The organism is Streptomyces sp. NPDC107522, from assembly GCF_055657525.1.
In genome coordinates this window covers 62,158-78,330 of the sequence record NZ_JBVKAU010000011.1, presented here as the reverse complement: position 1 = coordinate 78,330, position 16,173 = coordinate 62,158, and the positions used below count along the sequence as shown (strand labels likewise).

The window sequence follows — 16,173 nt, the reverse complement described above, 5'->3', positions numbered from 1 at the left end:
CCACCGGCATTGCGATGTCAGTTGTGGGTGCCACAGTGGGGGAGTGAGCAAAGCCAGGACAGTCCGGACAGCCAGGGCAGCGCGGAGGGGGTGAGGTCCGGCGTGACCGGTATGGGTGTGGAGGCGGGTGCGCAGGCCGCGCGCGCCCGGGCCCTCGCCGTGCTGCGCATCCGCAGCCGCGCGCTCGCCGTGGCCCTGCTGCCCGCGGCGGTCGCCGTGGTGCTGCTCGTCGGCGCCTCCACCGACCACCTCGTCGGCCCGGGCTGGCATGCCGCCCGCTGGGTCGTGACGCCCGTCGCGGTCCTCGTCCTGCTCGCCGCCGCCGTGATCGCCCTGGTCGTCGCCCGCTCCCGCCCGGCCGTCAGCCCGACGGTCCCGATAAGCGAGGAGCAGGCCCCGGACCTGTACCGGATGGTGCGCGACCTCGCCGACCGCCTCGACGTCCCCGCCCCGTCCGCGATAGCGCTGACCCCGGACTGCGACAGCTGGCTGGAGGACCGCACCCATCCGTCCCACGGCCCACCGCCGGCCGAGGACGGCGACGAGGACGGCGTCAACGGGCTGCGCGGCGGAGGCCTGCGCGCCGCCCACCGCCGTACGCCCGCCGCCCCCGTCCTCGTCATCGGCTCCCCGTTCCTGTGGTGGATGCGGGTCGGCGAGCTGCGCGCGGTCCTCGCCCCGGTCGTCGCCGGTACGGGACCTTCGGCGCACCCCGACATAGCCCAGGCCCGGCGCTTCGTCCGGGGCCTGGACGCCGCCGTGGCCGTCGCCTCGACGCGCGGCCGCTGCCCGGGCTCCCGGGCGGTGTGCGCGGGCCTCGGCTGGGTGGCGCGCGTGCTGCTGCGCAGCTGCCGGGACCATGCCGCCGAGATGGAGCGGGGCGTGGCCGCCGCGGCCGCCGAGCGTGCACAGGCTGTGGATTACGGGCTGCGGATCGTCGCCCAGGAACAGGTCGGGCTGGCGTACGCGGGCTGGGACCGGCTGCTCACCCGCGTCGCGCTGCCGGCCTGGCGGATGGGCCGCTGGCCGTCCCGGCTCGACGCGGGTGTCGTCGCGGCGCTCACCGAGCTGTCCCGCCGGGACCGCCTGGCCGAGGGCTTCGCCTCCCGGCTGGGCGAGCGCCCCGCGTGCGACCTGCTCGAAGAGCCCGGCGCGGTCGACGAGGCCGCCTCGCTCCTGGCCGCCCGCCTCTTCCACGGCGGCCCCGCCGAGCCCGGCCCGGCCTGGTCGCCGGTGGACTGGCAGGCGTACCCGGAGGAGGTCGTCGACCGCAAATGGCGTACCGACGCGGCCCGCCTCCACCGCGTCCTCGACGCCCTCGGCGTCCGCCGCACGTCGGGCGGCACACCTGCGGAGGCGGACGGCCCGACCCTGGCCCGCGTCATGGACCACCTCGCGTCCCCGCCGGCTCCGACGGCCGCCGGCCCCGACGACGCACCCGCCCGGCCTCCCAAGGCGCCCAAGGCCCCCTACGCATCCATGGCCGAGGAGGTCCCCGAGGACGGGGACCAGGAAACCGAACGCAGCTCCGCCCTCGCCGTCGGCCTGACCGCCGAACTGGCCCGCGAGGAAGCCGCGACCCCCGCGCCGCAGCAGGCGTCCCCCGCCCCCGGCACCACCCTCCTGGACACCGGCGCGCTCCCCCTGTTCCCGCTCCAGCCGCCCCGCACCGCCCGTGAGCTGCTCACCGACCACGTGACGGCGATGGTGTGCTGCGCCGCCATGGACACCGCCGGGGCCGCCCCCGGCCTGGACTGGCTCGACGGCCCCACCCTCCTCGTCAACGGCGAGAGAGCGGCCGACCTGACCCCCAGAGTCCTCAGCCTCATCGAGGAGGGCGACCCGGCGCCCCTGCGCGCCTGGCTGGTGGAGTCGGGGATACGTCCGGAGAAGCCGGTACGCCTGGTCTGAGCCGTATCCGGTCGGAACCCCCGGTTCCACTTTCGGTCAATGTGCAACGAATAGTGACAGCATGCGTGCGGAATGTGATGTGCTGGGATCGATAACGCATATGGCAAGGGCTTACGACATACGACAGCCGTACAAAAGCCCGCGCCACGAACGCTCGACGCACCACCACGGGGGCACGAGGGAGGGGTACGGCCATGGGCTCGGAGCAGATCCGCCGCTGGGAGTCGGGGGCACTCGCGCACGCCGTGACGGACCCCTTCGGACAGGGCCCCGTCCCCTGGCTGCGCGGCAATGTGACCTACTTCGACGACACCGGCCAGGTCGTCCCCTGGTACGTCGACGGCCAGGCCCACCCCCCGACGGCGGGCACCCCCAGGGTCCCCGGCCCGCGCACCGCCGGAGGCCCCCGCTCCGCCGACGACGTCCACCGCCAGATCAAGGGCTTCACCTCGACCGGCGCGGTCGCCCCCGGCGAGGCCGTCGACTTCCACATCACCGTCGACCCGCCCCAGGAGTTCGGCGTCGACATCTACCGCATCGGCCACTACGGCGGTGACGGCGCCGCCAAGATCACCACCAGCCCCCGCCTCTCCGGCATCGTGCAGCCCCCGCCGCTCACCGCCGACCGCACGGTCTCCTGCCACCACTGGTGGCTGTCCTGGCGCCTGCAGGTCCCCTCGTTCTGGAGCATCGGCGCATACGTGGCCGTCCTCACCACCGCCGACGGCTACCGCTCCCACATCCCCTTCACCGTCCGCGACAACCACCCCGCCGACCTGCTCCTGCTCCTCCCCGACGTCACCTGGCAGGCCTACAACCTCTACCCCGAGGACGGCCGCACCGGCGCCAGCCTCTACCACGCCTGGGACGAGGAAGGCCGCCTGCTCGGCGAGGCCGATGCCGCCACGACCGTCTCCTTCGACCGCCCCTACGCGGGCGCGGGCCTGCCCCTGCACGTCGGCCACGCCTACGACTTCATCCGCTGGGCCGAGCGCTACGGCTACGACATCGCCTACGCCGACGCCCGCGACCTGCACGGCGGCCACGTCGACCCCACCCGCTACCGCGGCCTGGTCTTCCCCGGCCACGACGAGTACTGGTCGGCGAACATGCGCCGCACCGTCGAGCTCGCCCGCGAGAACGGCACGTCCCTGGTCTTCCTCTCGGCCAACTCCATGTACTGGCAGGTGGAGTTGGGCCCCTCCCCGTCCGGCGTCCCCGACCGCCTGCTCACCTGCCGCAAGCGCAAGGGCCCCGGCCGGCCCGTGCTCTGGCGGGAGATCGACCGCCCCGAGCAGGAGCTGATCGGCATCCAGTACGCGGGCCAGGTCCCCGAACCGCACCCCCTGATCGTCCGCAACGCCGACCACTGGCTGTGGGAGGCGACCGGCGCCCACGAGGGCGACGAGATCGCGGGCCTGGTCGCGGGCGAGGCCGACCGCTACTTCCCGCGCGCCCCGCTGCCCGAGCACGAGGAGCGCATCCTGCTCGCCCACTCCCCGTACACCGACCGCGAGGGCGTCCTGCGCCACCAGGAGACGTCCCTCTACCGCGCCCCTTCCGGCGCCCTGGTCTTCGCGTCCGGAACGTTCGCCTGGTCCCCGGCGCTGGACCGCCCGGGCCACGTCGACGCCCGAGTCCAGCGCGCCACAGCCAACCTCCTCGACCGCATCTGCAAACGTGACTGAGCCCTGCTGAAACCACCCCCGTCCAGGACCGATCTCCGCCATACGGGAGAATCGAGCCACTTGGACAGAACCACGGGGAGGAACCGTGTCCGGATTCGTAGAAAAGCCCGAGCCGATCCAGGTTCCGGGCTTGGTACACCTGCACACCGGCAAGGTGCGCGACCTGTACCAGAACGAGGCGGGCGACCTCGTGATGGTCGCCAGCGACCGCATGTCCGCCTACGACTGGGTGCTCCCCACCGAGATCCCGGACAAGGGCCGCATCCTCACCCAGCTCTCCCTGTGGTGGTTCGACCAGCTCGCCGACCTGGTCCCCAACCACGTGCTGAGCACCGACGTACCGGCCGGCGCCCCCGCCGACTGGGCGGGCCGCACCCTCGTGTGCAAGTCGCTGAAGATGGTCCCGGTGGAGGCCGTGGCCCGTGGCTATCTCACCGGCTCCGGCCTGGTCGAGTACAACGAGTCCCGCACCGTCTGCGGCCTCGCCCTCCCCGAGGGCCTGGTCGACGGCTCGGAGCTGCCCGCCCCGATCTTCACCCCGGCCACCAAGGCGGCCGTCGGCGAGCACGACGAGAACGTCTCCTACGAGGAGGTCGCCCGCCAGGTCGGCGCCGACACCGCGGCCCGGCTGCGCCAGGCGACCCTCGCCGTCTACTCCCGGGGCCGGGACATCGCGCGCGACCGCGGCATCATCCTCGCGGACACCAAGTTCGAGTTCGGCTTCGAGGGGGACACGCTGGTCATCGCCGACGAGGTCCTCACCCCCGACTCCTCCCGTTTCTGGCCGGCCGACCAGTGGCAGCCGGGCCGCGCGCAGCCGTCGTACGACAAGCAGTTCGTCCGTGACTGGCTGACCTCGCCGGAGTCCGGCTGGGACAGGAAGAGCGAGCAGCCCCCGCCGCCGCTGCCGCAGCAGGTCGTGGACGCGACCCGGGCGAAGTACGTGGAGGCGTACGAGCGCCTGACCGGGATGAGCTGGAGCTGACGGTGCCAAGGCGAAGGCCCCGGCGCTGACCGGGGCCCGCCCGGGCGCACGGGGCCTTCCCGGCCGTACGACAAAGGCCGCCCCACGACAAAGGCCCCGGTCCGATGACCGGGGCCTTGATCTGGAGCGGACGACGAGGCTCGAACTCGCGACCTCAACCTTGGCAAGGTTGCGCTCTACCAACTGAGCTACGTCCGCGTTGCGCCGTGGCGCGAGAGCAACTATACCCAACCTCGCTCGCGCGCGAGACGCACCGCCGCGTGACGGTTCTCCGCCCCGAGCTTTGAGACGGCGGACGACAGATAGTTCCGCACGGTCCCCTGCGACAGCGCCGCCCGCTCCGCGATCTCCGCGACGGGCGCCCCGTCGGCGGCGAGTTCCAGCACCTCGGCCTCCCGCGCGGTCAGCGGAGAGTCCCCGGCGGCGATCGCGTCGGCGGCCAACTCGGGGTCGACGTAGCGGTTTCCGGCATGCACGGTACGGATGATCTCCGCGAGCCGCTGCGCGCTGACGGTCTTCGGGACGAACCCGCGCACACCCGCCGCAAGGGCCCGCTTCAGATGCCCGGGCCGCCCGTGGCTGGTCACGATCAGCACCTGGCACCCGGGCAGTTCGGCGCGCAGAGATGTGGCGACCTTCACACCGTCCGCCCCGGGCATCTGAAGATCCAGTACGGCGACATCGGGTTGGTGCGCCCGGGCCATGGCCAGCGCTTCCGGCCCGGTGGCCGCCTCGGCGACGATCACGAGGTCGTCCTCCAGCGACAGCAGCGTGGCGAGCGCTCCCCGGATCAGATGCTCGTCGTCGGCGAGCAGCAGCCGTACGGGCCCGGTCCCGCGGTCGGCCTCCTGGCCGGTCACGCGGTCGGCCATACGGCGACCTCCCGCACGTCCGCCGCGGCCCCCGCCAACGGCACATGCGCCACCAGCCGGAACACCCCCTCCTCGACGAGTCCCACCTCCAAGGTGCCGTCCACCGCCGCCAGCCGCTCCCGCAGCCCGGCCAGCCCGGAGCCCCCACCCCCGTCGGGGGCTCCGGCAGCCCCGTCGTTCTCCACCGTCAGCACCACGTGCCCCTCCGACACCCGCACTCCCACCGCGCACCGCCCGGCATCCCCGTGCCGCAGCACGTTGGTGGTCGCCTCCCGCACCACCCACGCCAAAGCCGACTGCACCTCGGCGGGCAGTCCGGCCGCCTCCCCGGTCACCTCGCACTCGATCCCGGCCGCGGCCAACACACCCTGGGCTCCGGCGAGTTCGACCCCCAGGTCGGCCTCGCGGTATCCCCGTACGACATCCCGCACCTCGCGCTGCGACTCCTGTGCGATCCGCTGCACCTCGATCATCTGCTCCACGGCCTCGGGCCGCCCGCGCCGCGCCAGCTGCACGGCGAGCTCGCTCTTCAAGGCGATCACGGCCAGGTTCCGCCCCATCACGTCGTGCAGATCCCGCCCGAACCGCAGCCGCTCCTCGGCGACGGCGAGCCGGGCACGGGTCTCGCGGGCCTCGTCGAGTTCGTAGACGGCTCTGAGCAGCCAGGCGGAGAAGACGCCGATGAAGGCGAGGAGACCGCAGCCGAGCAGCACGATCAGGGCGATGACCAGCGCGGCGAGAGCGGACCGGCTCAGCGCGAGCACGACGAGCGCCGAACCCGCCGCGAATCCCGCCACGACGGCGTACACGCGCCTGCGGCCCCGCACCCCCAGCGCGATGTTGGCCACCCCGAAGAACATGACGACGCTGAAGACGCTGCCCGCCGCGGAGTCGACGCCGTCACCCTTCGGTCCGTACTCGACGACAGCGAGTGCCGTGGTGGACACCGCCGCGGTGACGGCGCCGAGGGTACCCAGCAGTCGTACGGGCTGCTCACGCCGACCGCAGATCCAGTCCACTGTCCGTGAAACGACCAGGGCGCAGACCATCGCGTGCGCGCACACCATGAGCATCAGCCAGCCGCCCAGCTCCGGCCCCGCCTCGCCGGTGACCGGCAGCGCGACCGTCGCGACCTCCATCACCGCGAAGAAGTGGAACGACCACCTCGTGTACGTCTCGACCTTCGCCGGAGTGCTCTTGCCCCGCCACCACGTGCCCGGCCCGCGCATGTCCCCCTGCCCCCTGTACGTCAGCGCCGCGGCTCCCACCGGAACCACCGCCGTACAGCAAACACGCCCAGCGCCGTCCAGGCCAGCGCGGTCGCCGCGGCGCCCAGCGCCTCGTACGCCGACAGGTCACCGGTCCAGCCGCCGCGCACGAGCGTGATCACCGGGGTCAGCGGAAGCAGTTCGCACACCGACACCACCCGGTCCGGCAGGACCTCCAGCGGGACGGCCATGCCGGAGCCGAGCATCGAGACGAACATCACGGGCAGCGTGGTGACCTGGGCGCTCTCGGTGGTGCGGGTGAACGCCGAGGTGACCGCCGCGAGCGAGGCGCACAGCAGGAGGCCCAGCAGCAGGGCGGGTACGGCGAGATACGGGGCGCGGGGCGCGGGGACGTCGAGGAGGACGGTGCAGCCGACCGCCAGGACGAGGGACTGCGCGAGGCCCGTGGCGGCGGCCGGCAGCGCCGACCCGGCCAGGATCTCGGTGTCCCGCAGCTCCCCGGTGCGCAGCCGCTTGAGCACGAGCTCCTCGCGCCGGGCGGTGAAGACGCCGACGAGCGCGCCGTACACCGCGAAGAGCAGCGAGAACCCGATCGCGGCGGGCAGGACGACGGTTCCGACGGTGAGGCCGGACTTCTCGAGGTCCATGTCCTTGGTCGCGGACCACACGCTGAACGGCAGCACGAGCGGCACGAACAGGGCGGCGACGAGTGTTCCCCTGCTGCGCCCGAGCAGGGTCAGTTCGGCGCGGGCCAGCGCCGTCATCCGGCCCGCCGGGGTGGTGACCGTACCGCTCATGCCGCGTACTCCTTCGACTTCTCCGCCGCGCCGGACGCTTCCCGCGCGATACCGAGGAACGCCTCCTCCAGCGAGGCCGACCGCACATCCAGCCCCCGCAGCTGCACACCGGCCCCCTCGGCCCACACCAGCAGCCGGGTCGCCGCCCGCTGCAGCTCGTGGGTCCGCAGCCGGACGAGCCGCCCCTCGACCTGGTGCCCGGTCACGCCGAGCTCGCCGAGCGGTGGCAGGTCTCCAAGGAAGTAGCCCTCGGGCAGCTCGAAGGAGATCCGCGAGGGCTGGGCCGCGGTCACCTCGGCCGGTGTCCCGGTGGCGGCGATCCGCCCGTCGTGCAGGATCGCGAGCCGGTCGGCGAGGTCCTCGGCCTCTTCCAGGTAGTGCGTGGTCAGCAGCACGGTCGTACCGGCGTCGCGCAGCCCCCGCACCAATTCCCAGGTGTCCCGGCGCCCTTCGGCGTCCAGTCCGGTCGTCGGCTCGTCCAGGAACAGCACCTCGGGATCGCCGAGCAGCGCTAGCCCCAGGTCCAGCCGCCGCCGCTCACCCCCGGACAGCTGCTTCACGCGTACGCCGGCCTTCCCCGCGAGCCCGACGAGTTCCAGCACTTCCCCCTCGGGCCGGGCCCCGCTCACGCACCCCGCCCACATCCGCGCGGTCTCGGCGACGGTCAGCTCGGACGGAAAGCCGCCCTCCTGCAGCATCACCCCGGTCCGGGGCCGTACGGCGGCCCGCTCGGCGTAGGGATCGTGGCCGAGCACCCGCACCTGCCCTCCGGCCGGCTGGGCGAGCCCCTCCAGCAGTTCGACGGTGGACGTCTTGCCCGCGCCGTTGGTGCCGAGCAGCGCGAAGACCTCGCCGCGGTCCACGGAGAACGTGATGCCGCGCACCGCCTCGAACCCGCCCCCGTACACACGCCGCAGGTCGGTGACCTCAATCACGTGTTCGTGTTCGTCGATGTTCATGACATCAGCGTCCCGGCAGCGCGGGCCCGGCAGCAGTGCGCGCTGTCACCACTCCGCATGACAAATGTCAGGCGGACGCTCGCCGGAACATGAAAAGACCCCGATCCCTAAGGACCGGGGTCTCATTCCCGAGCGGACGACGAGGCTCGAACTCGCGACCTCAACCTTGGCAAGGTTGCGCTCTACCAACTGAGCTACGTCCGCATTGCCCCCGACCGGCTCTCACCGACCGGTGCGAGCACCAGCCTACCTGATCCACATCAGTGGTTCGGACGGTGGTGCAGAGCGGGTGACAGGAATTGCACACTGCGCCTTCCCCCTGGAAGGGGGATGTTCTGCTACTGAACTACACCCGCAAGCTCCCCGAGCTGGGCTTTTCTGCCCCGCCCGGCGGCGTGTCCCAGACATTAGCTGATCGGCAGGGGGGTAGCGCAAGTCGGTTGCCGCCAGGGCCCGCTGACGGGCCCTGAGCCGCAGCGTCGGCCGGCGTCACTGCGCCGCGCTGAACGCCTCGTAGACCTTCTTGGGGATCCGGCCGCGGGCCGGGACCTCCATCTTGTTGGCCTGCGCCCAGGCCCGCACGGCCGCCGGGTCCGGGGCGACCTCGGTCTGCTTGTACGCCTTGCCTGACTTCGACCGCTTGCGACCGGCCTCCACGTACGGCGCGAGCGCCTTACGCAGTTTCTTGGCATTGGCTTCATTCAGGTCGATCTCGTACGACTTGCCGTCGAGTCCGAAGGCGATCGTTTCCGCCGCTTCCGAGCCGTCGATGTCGTCAAAGAGAGTGACCACGACCTTCTGCGCCACGAATATCGGTCCCTTCGTACGGCACGGTGACAATTCATTTGTACAGTGCCCGACAATGCGATGTGAAGCTCGACTAAATCCTTCCGCGTGTCTGAGCGCAATAGCTTTCGGGTGTCGATCCGGGATCTTTTCCGGAACTTTTCGCCGACTGACGGCCTTCGGTCGGGTCGTGATGGCCGTCACGTAGTTTCCTACAAGTCGACGCGCGTAGAAATTTTGTGCAGGTAGTCTGAAACCACCTGCAGGAACCTGCTCAGCACCACACCACCGGGAGTGCACGTGGCACGCGTCGTAGTCGACGTCATGCTCAAGCCGGAGATCCTCGACCCCCAGGGCCAGGCGGTGCAGCGCGCACTGCCGCGGCTGGGTTTCGACGGCATCTCGGACGTACGTCAGGGAAAGCGTTTCGAACTGGAAGTTGACGGCCCGGTCGACGAGGCCGCGCTCGCCCGCATCCATGATCTTGCGGAATCCTTCCTCGCCAACACCGTGATCGAGGACTTCACCGTCCGCGTCGAGGAAGTCGCGGAGGCCGTGAAGTGACCGCTCGTATTGGCGTCGTCACTTTCCCGGGCTCTCTCGACGACCGGGACACGCAGCGTGCGATCCGGCTGGCGGGCGCCGAACCCGTCGCCCTGTGGCACAAGGACAAGGACCTCAAGCAGGTCGACGCGGTCGTGCTGTGCGGTGGTTTCTCCTACGGCGACTATCTGCGCGCCGGGGCCATCGCCCGCTTCTCGCCGGTGATGGACACGGTCATCGAGCAGGCGAAGGCCGGCCTGCCGGTCCTCGGTATCTGCAACGGCTTCCAGATCCTCACCGAGGCCCACCTGCTGCCCGGCGGCATGCTCGGCAACGACCACCTGCACTTCATCTGCCGCGACCAGAAGCTGCGGGTGGAGAACGCGGACACCGCCTGGACCACCGACTACACGGCCGGCCAGGAGATCCACATCCCGCTGAAGAACATGGACGGCCGCTACGTGGCCGACCAGTACACGCTGGACAAGCTGGAGGCCGAGGGGCGGGTCGCCTTCCGCTACCTCGACTTCAACCCCAACGGCTCGCTCAACGACATCGCGGGCATCACCAACGAGGCCGGCAACGTCGTGGGCCTGATGCCGCACCCGGAGCACGCCGTCGAGCCGCTCATCGGCACCGGCCGCACCGACGGCCTCCCCTTCTTCACCTCGATCCTCAAGAAGCTGGTCAACGCATGAGCCGGACGCCTCTGGACACGGTCGAGCACGCGGCCGCGACCCCCGACGTCGAGCTGCCCTGGGCCGAACTCGGCCTGAAGAAGGACGAGTACGAGCGCGTGGTCGAGATCCTCGGCCGCCGGCCCACCGGTGCCGAGCTCGCCATGTACTCGGTCATGTGGTCCGAGCACTGCTCGTACAAGTCCTCCAAGGTCCACCTCCGCCAGTTCGGCGAGAAGGCCCCGCAGTCGGACGCCCTTCTCGTCGGCATCGGTGAGAACGCCGGTGTCGTCGACGTCGGCCAGGGCTACGCGGTCACCTTCAAGGTCGAGTCGCACAACCACCCGTCGTACGTCGAGCCCTACCAGGGTGCGGCGACCGGTGTCGGCGGCATCGTCCGCGACATCATCGCGATGGGCGCACGCCCGGTCGCCGTGGTCGACCCCCTGCGCTTCGGCGCCGCCGACCACCCCGACACCAAGCGCGTCCTCCCGGGCGTCGTGGCCGGCATCGGCGGCTACGGCAACTGCCTGGGCCTGCCCAACATCGGCGGCGAGGTCGTCTTCGACGCCTGCTACCAGGGCAACCCGCTGGTCAACGCCGGTGCCATCGGCGTCATGCGGCACGAGGACATCCACCTCGCGAAGGCGTCCGGCGCGGGCAACAAGGTCATCCTGTACGGGGCCCGGACCGGCGGCGACGGCATCGGCGGCGCCTCGATCCTCGCCTCCGAGACCTTCGACGACGCCAAGCCGTCCAAGCGCCCCGCCGTCCAGGTCGGCGACCCCTTCCAGGAGAAGCTCCTCATCGAGTGCACCCTGGAGGCGTTCAAGGAGAAGCTGGTCGTCGGCATCCAGGACCTCGGCGCCGCCGGTCTGTCCTGCGCCACCTCCGAGCTCGCCTCCAACGGCTCCGGCGGCATGCGCGTCACCCTGGACGACGTACCGCTGCGTGACTCGACCCTCTCGCCCGAGGAAATCCTCATGAGCGAGTCGCAGGAACGCATGTGTGCGGTCGTGGAGCCGGAGAAGGTCGACCGCTTCCTGGAGATCTGCGAGAAGTGGGACGTCATCGCCACCGTCATCGGTGAGGTGACCGACGGCGACCGCCTGGAGATCTACTGGCACGGCGGCAAGATCGTCGACGTCGACCCGCGCACGGTGGCCCACGAGGGCCCGGTCTACGAGCGGCCGTACGCCCGCCCGTCCTGGCAGGACGAGCTGCAGGCCGACGACGCGAACAAGCTGCCGCGGCCGGAGACGAGCGAGGAGCTGAAGGACCAGGTCCTGAAGCTGGTCGGCTCCCCGAACCAGGCCTCCAAGAAGTGGATCACCTCGCAGTACGACCACTTCGTGCAGGGCAACACGGTCCTCGCCCAGCCCGAGGACTCCGGCATGATCCGCATCGACGAGGAGACCGGCCTCGGCGTCGCCATCGCGACGGACGGCAACGGCCGGTACGCCAAGCTGGACCCGTACGCGGGCGCCCAGCTGGCCCTCGCCGAGGCCTACCGCAATGTCGCCACGACCGGCGCCAAGCCGCTGGCGGTCTCCGACTGCCTGAACTTCGGCTCGCCCGAGGACCCGGCGGTGATGTGGCAGTTCGCGGAGGCGGTGCGCGGACTGGCGGACGCCTGCCAGCAGTTGGGCACGCCGGTCACGGGCGGCAACGTCTCGCTCTACAACCAGACCGGCGAGGCGGCCATCCACCCGACCCCGGTCGTCGCGGTCCTCGGCGTCATCGACGACGTCGCCCGCCGCACGCCGGTCGCCTTCCAGGAGGAGGGCCAGCTGCTGTACCTCCTCGGCGACACGCGTGAGGAGTTCAGCGGCTCGGCCTGGTCGCAGGTCGTGCACGACCACCTCGGCGGCCTGCCGCCCAAGGTCGACCTGGAGCGCGAGCGCCTGCTCGCCGAGATCCTGATCTCCGCCTCCCGCGACGGCATGATCGACTCCGCGCACGACCTGTCCGACGGCGGCCTGATCCAGGCGGTCGTCGAGTCGGCCCTGCTCGGCGGCAAGGGCGCCCGCCTGATCGTCCCGGACGGTCTGGACGCCTTCACCTTCCTCTTCTCCGAGTCCGCGGGCCGCGCGATCGTCGCCGTACCGCGCTCCGAGGAGGTCCGCTTCAACGACATGTGCGGCGCCCGTGGCCTGCCGGCCACCCGCATCGGTGTCGTCGACGGCACTGTGTCTGATTCAAATGCAGTGGTGGAGCTCCAGGGCGAGTTCGCCCTCACCCTGGAGGAGCTGCGCACGGCGCACGAGGAGACCATCCCGGCGCTGTTGAAGTAGGCAGTCGGCGGAAGTGGACAGTCGGTCCACGGCTCCGAAGCCCCCGTCCGGTCACCGGGCGGGGGCTTCGTTCGTCGTCGCCCCTGGTCGTCGTCCCCGGTTGTCGCCCCCCGGTCGTCGGTGCCGCCGACTAACCTCGCGCTCATGTCCCCGGCCAAGAAGCGCGCCCGCACCTACGACCCCGTCAAGATCCGCACCGCGGTCCTCACCCAGTTCGGCACCGTACGACAGGCCGTACGCACCCTCACCGACGAGCAACTCGCCCTCCCCACCCGCCTGGAGGGATGGACCGTACGGGACCTGGCCGCGCACGTGACCATGGCCGTGGAGACCGTCAGCCGCAACCTCGACCGCGACGAGCCCGCCAAGCCTGAGCTCACCCTGCTGGACTGGCCCTTCGCCACCGCCGCCCGCGCCGGTGACATCGCGGACGGCACCCGCGACCTCGCCGCCGCCCACCCCGACCTCGACGCCCTGTACGCCCGCACCCAGGAACGCCTCACCCAGAAGCTCGCGGACGCCCCCGGCGACCGCCTCCTCGCCGCCCGCACCGGCGCCATGACCCTCGCCGACTACCTGGTCACCCGTACCGTCGAACTCGTCGTCCACACCGACGACCTGAACGCCGCCGTCCCCGGCCTCGACATCCCGTACGACCGCCAGGCCCTCGCCGCCTGCACCCGCCTCCTCGCCGACACCCTCGCCGCCAAGGCGCCCGGCGGCTCCACCGAGGTGCGGATCCCGCCGTACGCCGTCGTGCAGTGCGTCGAGGGGCCGAAGCACACCCGGGGCACGCCGCCGAACGTCGTCGAGACCGACCCGCTGACCTGGATCCGGCTCGCGACGGGGCGGGTGACGTGGCGGGACGCCGTCGCGCAGGCCCAGGTGAGCGCGAGCGGCGAGCGGGCGGACCTGGGCGGGTTGCTGCCGCTCATGGGGTGAGGCGCCGGGAGGGACACGACAACGGGGGTGGGACACGACAAGCGGAACCGAGCGGAACCGGTCCCGTGTCCCTTCCGTCCCACCGGCATGAACACACTCGGCGCACTCGCCATGGACAAGCAGCGACTGGCCGCCCTCGCCGCGCTGACCCTCCTCCCGCTCGGCGTGGCCTGCGGCAGCGAGGACGCGGGCAGTGACGCGGTCGGGGCCGGGGCGGCGGCGTCCGTCACCGGCGTCCACTGGGCCGTCGACGACATCACCGTCGACGGAAAGAAGAGCGACGCCCCGAACGGGGCCTGGCTGCGCATCGCCGACGGCGGCGAGGTCAAGGGCAGCCTCGGCTGCAACGCCTTCGGCGCCGACGCGGCCTTCGCCGACAGCCACGTCACCTTCGACCAGATGCAGGCGACCGAGATGGCCTGCGAGGGAGTCCCCCCGGCCTTCGAGGAGACCCTCGCCCGCACCCTCTCCGACGGCGACCTGACCAGCGAGGTCGACGGCGACAAGCTGACGCTCACCACCGCGGACGGCGACCGCGTCGCCCTCACCAAGCAGGACGCCGCCCCGCTCAAGGGCACGAAGTGGACGATCACCAGCCCGGACACCGACGGCAAGGCCCATCTCACCTTCGACGAGAAGACCGGACAGGTCAGCGGCAGCCTCGGCTGCAACAAGGTGCGGGCCACGGCGACGGTCCGCGACGGCCGTATCACGCTCGGCACGGCGTCCACCACCCGAATGATGTGCGACACCTCACTCATGAAGGACGAGAAGACCCTGCTGGGCCTCTTCGACGGCACGGTGAAGTACGAACTGAATCACCGCAATCTCACTCTGACCAGCGAAAACGGCGAGCGCGTCAGCGCGGCCGCCGCCGAGTGATCCTTTACGGGCGCGTATCCCCAATTCGGACCAGTGGTCGATCTCGCCTACACTCGGTGGCGTGCCACGTGGTGACGGTCGACTCAATCACGATCTACTTCCCGGCGAGAAAGGCCCCCAGGACGCGTGTGGCGTCTTCGGTGTCTGGGCTCCGGGTGAAGAGGTCGCAAAGCTCACGTACTTCGGGCTCTACGCCCTCCAGCATCGGGGCCAGGAATCCGCGGGAATCGCGGTCAGCAACGGCTCCCAGATCCTCGTCTTCAAGGACATGGGCCTCGTCTCCCAGGTCTTCGACGAGACCTCGCTCGGTTCGCTCCAGGGTCACATCGCGGTCGGACACGCCCGCTACTCGACCACCGGCGCCTCCGTGTGGGAGAACGCCCAGCCGACGTTCCGCGCCACCGCGCACGGCTCCATCGCGCTCGGCCACAACGGCAACCTGGTCAACACGGCCCAGCTCGCCGAGATGGTCGCGGATCTGCCCAAGCAGGAGGGCGGCCGCACGCCGCGCGTCGCGGCCACCAACGACACCGACCTGCTGACCGCGCTGCTCGCGGCCCAGGTCGACGAGGACGGCAAGCCGCTGACCATCGAGGAGGCCGCCCACCAGGTCCTCCCGCAGGTCAAGGGCGCCTTCAGCCTCGTCTTCATGGACGAGCACACCCTCTACGCCGCCCGCGACCCGCAGGGCATCCGCCCGCTGGTCCTCGGCCGCCTGGAGCGCGGCTGGGTCGCCGCGTCCGAGTCCGCCGCCCTCGACATCGTCGGCGCCAGCTACGTCCGCGAGATCGAGCCGGGCGAGTTCGTCGCCATCGACGAGAACGGCCTGCGCACCTCCCGATTCGCGGAAGCGAAGCCCAAGGGCTGTGTCTTCGAGTACGTGTACCTGGCCCGCCCCGACACCGACATCGCCGGCCGGAACGTCTACCTGTCCCGCGTGGAGATGGGCCGCAAGCTCGCGAAGGAAGCCCCGGTCGAGGCCGACCTGGTCATAGCGACCCCGGAGTCCGGCACCCCGGCCGCGATCGGCTACGCGGAGGCGTCCGGCATCCCCTTCGGCGCCGGCCTGGTGAAGAACGCGTACGTCGGCCGTACGTTCATCCAGCCCTCGCAGACCATCCGCCAGCTCGGCATCCGACTGAAGCTGAACCCGCTGAAGGAAGTCATCAAGGGCAAGCGCCTGGTCGTCGTCGACGACTCGATCGTGCGCGGCAACACCCAGCGCGCCCTGGTCCGCATGCTCCGCGAGGCGGGCGCCGCCGAGGTCCACATCCGGATCTCCTCGCCCCCCGTGAAGTGGCCGTGCTTCTTCGGCATCGACTTCGCCACCCGCGCCGAGCTCATCGCCAACGGCATGACGATCGACGAGATCGGCACCTCGCTCGGTGCCGACTCCCTGGCGTACATCTCCATCGACGGCATGATCGAGGCGACCACCATCGCCAAGCCGAACCTGTGCCGCGCCTGCTTCGACGGCGAGTACCCGATGGAGCTCCCGGACCCCGAGCTGCTCGGCAAGCAGCTCCTGGAGACCGAGCTGGCCGCCGGTCCGGCCGCCACGGCCGCCGCCGACGCGATCCGTCGCCCGTAGTCGGCCCGCTATACCTG

14 protein-coding genes and 3 tRNA genes are annotated in these 16,173 nt (G+C 71.2%); 9 read left to right on the top strand and 8 right to left on the bottom strand.

The window, feature by feature from the left end; translation table 11 throughout:
• Positions 1–111 precede the first annotated feature (111 nt).
• The 3 genes from ACZ7L6_RS29815 (at position 112) to ACZ7L6_RS29805 (ending at position 4,584) form a co-directional block, all read left to right on the top strand.
• Entirely contained in the window at positions 112–1,911 is a 1,800-nt protein-coding gene (locus ACZ7L6_RS29815; RefSeq protein WP_471929425.1) for a hypothetical protein, read from the top strand.
• A gap of 194 nt (positions 1,912–2,105) precedes the next feature.
• Positions 2,106–3,599, top strand: coding sequence for a N,N-dimethylformamidase beta subunit family domain-containing protein (locus ACZ7L6_RS29810; RefSeq protein WP_471929169.1), 1,494 nt, complete (start codon positions 2,106–2,108; stop codon positions 3,597–3,599).
• 85 nt (positions 3,600–3,684) lie between these two features.
• The gene (locus ACZ7L6_RS29805; protein ID WP_471929167.1) at positions 3,685–4,584 is read left to right on the top strand and encodes a phosphoribosylaminoimidazolesuccinocarboxamide synthase; all 900 of its coding nucleotides are present in this window, start codon (positions 3,685–3,687) and stop codon (positions 4,582–4,584) included.
• Between the two features lie 122 nt (positions 4,585–4,706).
• Here ACZ7L6_RS29805 and ACZ7L6_RS29800 read toward each other — a convergent pair.
• The 8 genes from ACZ7L6_RS29800 to ACZ7L6_RS29765 form a co-directional block, all read right to left on the bottom strand.
• Positions 4,707–4,782: transfer RNA gene (locus tag ACZ7L6_RS29800), tRNA-Gly, on the bottom strand.
• A 23-nt stretch (positions 4,783–4,805) separates the two neighbouring features.
• Positions 4,806–5,456 carry a response regulator gene (locus tag ACZ7L6_RS29795; RefSeq protein WP_471929165.1) on the bottom strand — a complete coding sequence of 217 codons (651 nt, stop codon included), beginning with the start codon at positions 5,454–5,456 and terminating at the stop codon, positions 4,806–4,808.
• Positions 5,441–6,685 carry a sensor histidine kinase gene (locus ACZ7L6_RS29790; RefSeq protein WP_471929163.1) on the bottom strand — a complete coding sequence of 415 codons (1,245 nt, stop codon included), beginning with the start codon at positions 6,683–6,685 and terminating at the stop codon, positions 5,441–5,443. Before ACZ7L6_RS29790 ends, ACZ7L6_RS29795 begins: the two co-directional genes overlap by 16 nt.
• Before the next feature lie 20 nt (positions 6,686–6,705).
• Positions 6,706–7,482 carry an ABC transporter permease gene (locus ACZ7L6_RS29785; protein WP_471929161.1) on the bottom strand — a complete coding sequence of 259 codons (777 nt, stop codon included), beginning with the start codon at positions 7,480–7,482 and terminating at the stop codon, positions 6,706–6,708.
• Positions 7,479–8,441 carry an ABC transporter ATP-binding protein gene (locus ACZ7L6_RS29780; RefSeq protein WP_471929159.1) on the bottom strand — a complete coding sequence of 321 codons (963 nt, stop codon included), beginning with the start codon at positions 8,439–8,441 and terminating at the stop codon, positions 7,479–7,481. The genes ACZ7L6_RS29785 and ACZ7L6_RS29780 overlap by 4 nt, the downstream gene beginning before the upstream one ends.
• 131 nt (positions 8,442–8,572) lie before the next feature.
• Positions 8,573–8,645 (bottom strand) — tRNA-Gly (locus ACZ7L6_RS29775).
• Positions 8,646–8,725: 80 nt separating this feature from the next.
• Positions 8,726–8,797: transfer RNA gene (locus tag ACZ7L6_RS29770), tRNA-Gly, on the bottom strand.
• 133 nt (positions 8,798–8,930) lie between these two features.
• Positions 8,931–9,248: a histone-like nucleoid-structuring protein Lsr2 gene (locus ACZ7L6_RS29765; protein ID WP_398811952.1), complete on the bottom strand. Its 318-nt coding sequence runs from the start codon at positions 9,246–9,248 to the stop codon at positions 8,931–8,933.
• Between the two features lie 279 nt (positions 9,249–9,527).
• On the opposite strand from ACZ7L6_RS29765, the gene purS reads away from it, so the two are divergent.
• From purS to purF, 6 genes are all read left to right on the top strand, one after another.
• Positions 9,528–9,791 (top strand): phosphoribosylformylglycinamidine synthase subunit PurS, encoded by a 264-nt coding sequence (gene purS / locus ACZ7L6_RS29760; RefSeq protein WP_030251612.1) that lies wholly within the window; start codon positions 9,528–9,530, stop codon positions 9,789–9,791.
• Entirely contained in the window at positions 9,788–10,468 is a 681-nt protein-coding gene (purQ, locus tag ACZ7L6_RS29755; protein WP_398811948.1) for a phosphoribosylformylglycinamidine synthase subunit PurQ, read from the top strand. Before purS ends, purQ begins: the two co-directional genes overlap by 4 nt.
• Positions 10,465–12,741, top strand: a complete 2,277-nt coding sequence (gene purL, locus ACZ7L6_RS29750) for a phosphoribosylformylglycinamidine synthase subunit PurL (RefSeq protein WP_471929156.1) — start codon at positions 10,465–10,467, stop codon at positions 12,739–12,741. Before purQ ends, purL begins: the two co-directional genes overlap by 4 nt.
• Before the next feature lie 144 nt (positions 12,742–12,885).
• Entirely contained in the window at positions 12,886–13,683 is a 798-nt protein-coding gene (locus tag ACZ7L6_RS29745) for a maleylpyruvate isomerase family mycothiol-dependent enzyme (protein WP_471929154.1), read from the top strand.
• 87 nt (positions 13,684–13,770) lie between these two features.
• Positions 13,771–14,565, top strand: a complete 795-nt coding sequence (locus ACZ7L6_RS29740; protein WP_471929152.1) for an META domain-containing protein — start codon at positions 13,771–13,773, stop codon at positions 14,563–14,565.
• A gap of 61 nt (positions 14,566–14,626) precedes the next feature.
• Complete coding sequence (gene purF / locus ACZ7L6_RS29735; protein WP_471929150.1) at positions 14,627–16,156, top strand: amidophosphoribosyltransferase; 1,530 nt, start codon at positions 14,627–14,629, stop codon at positions 16,154–16,156.
• Positions 16,157–16,173 lie beyond the last annotated feature (17 nt).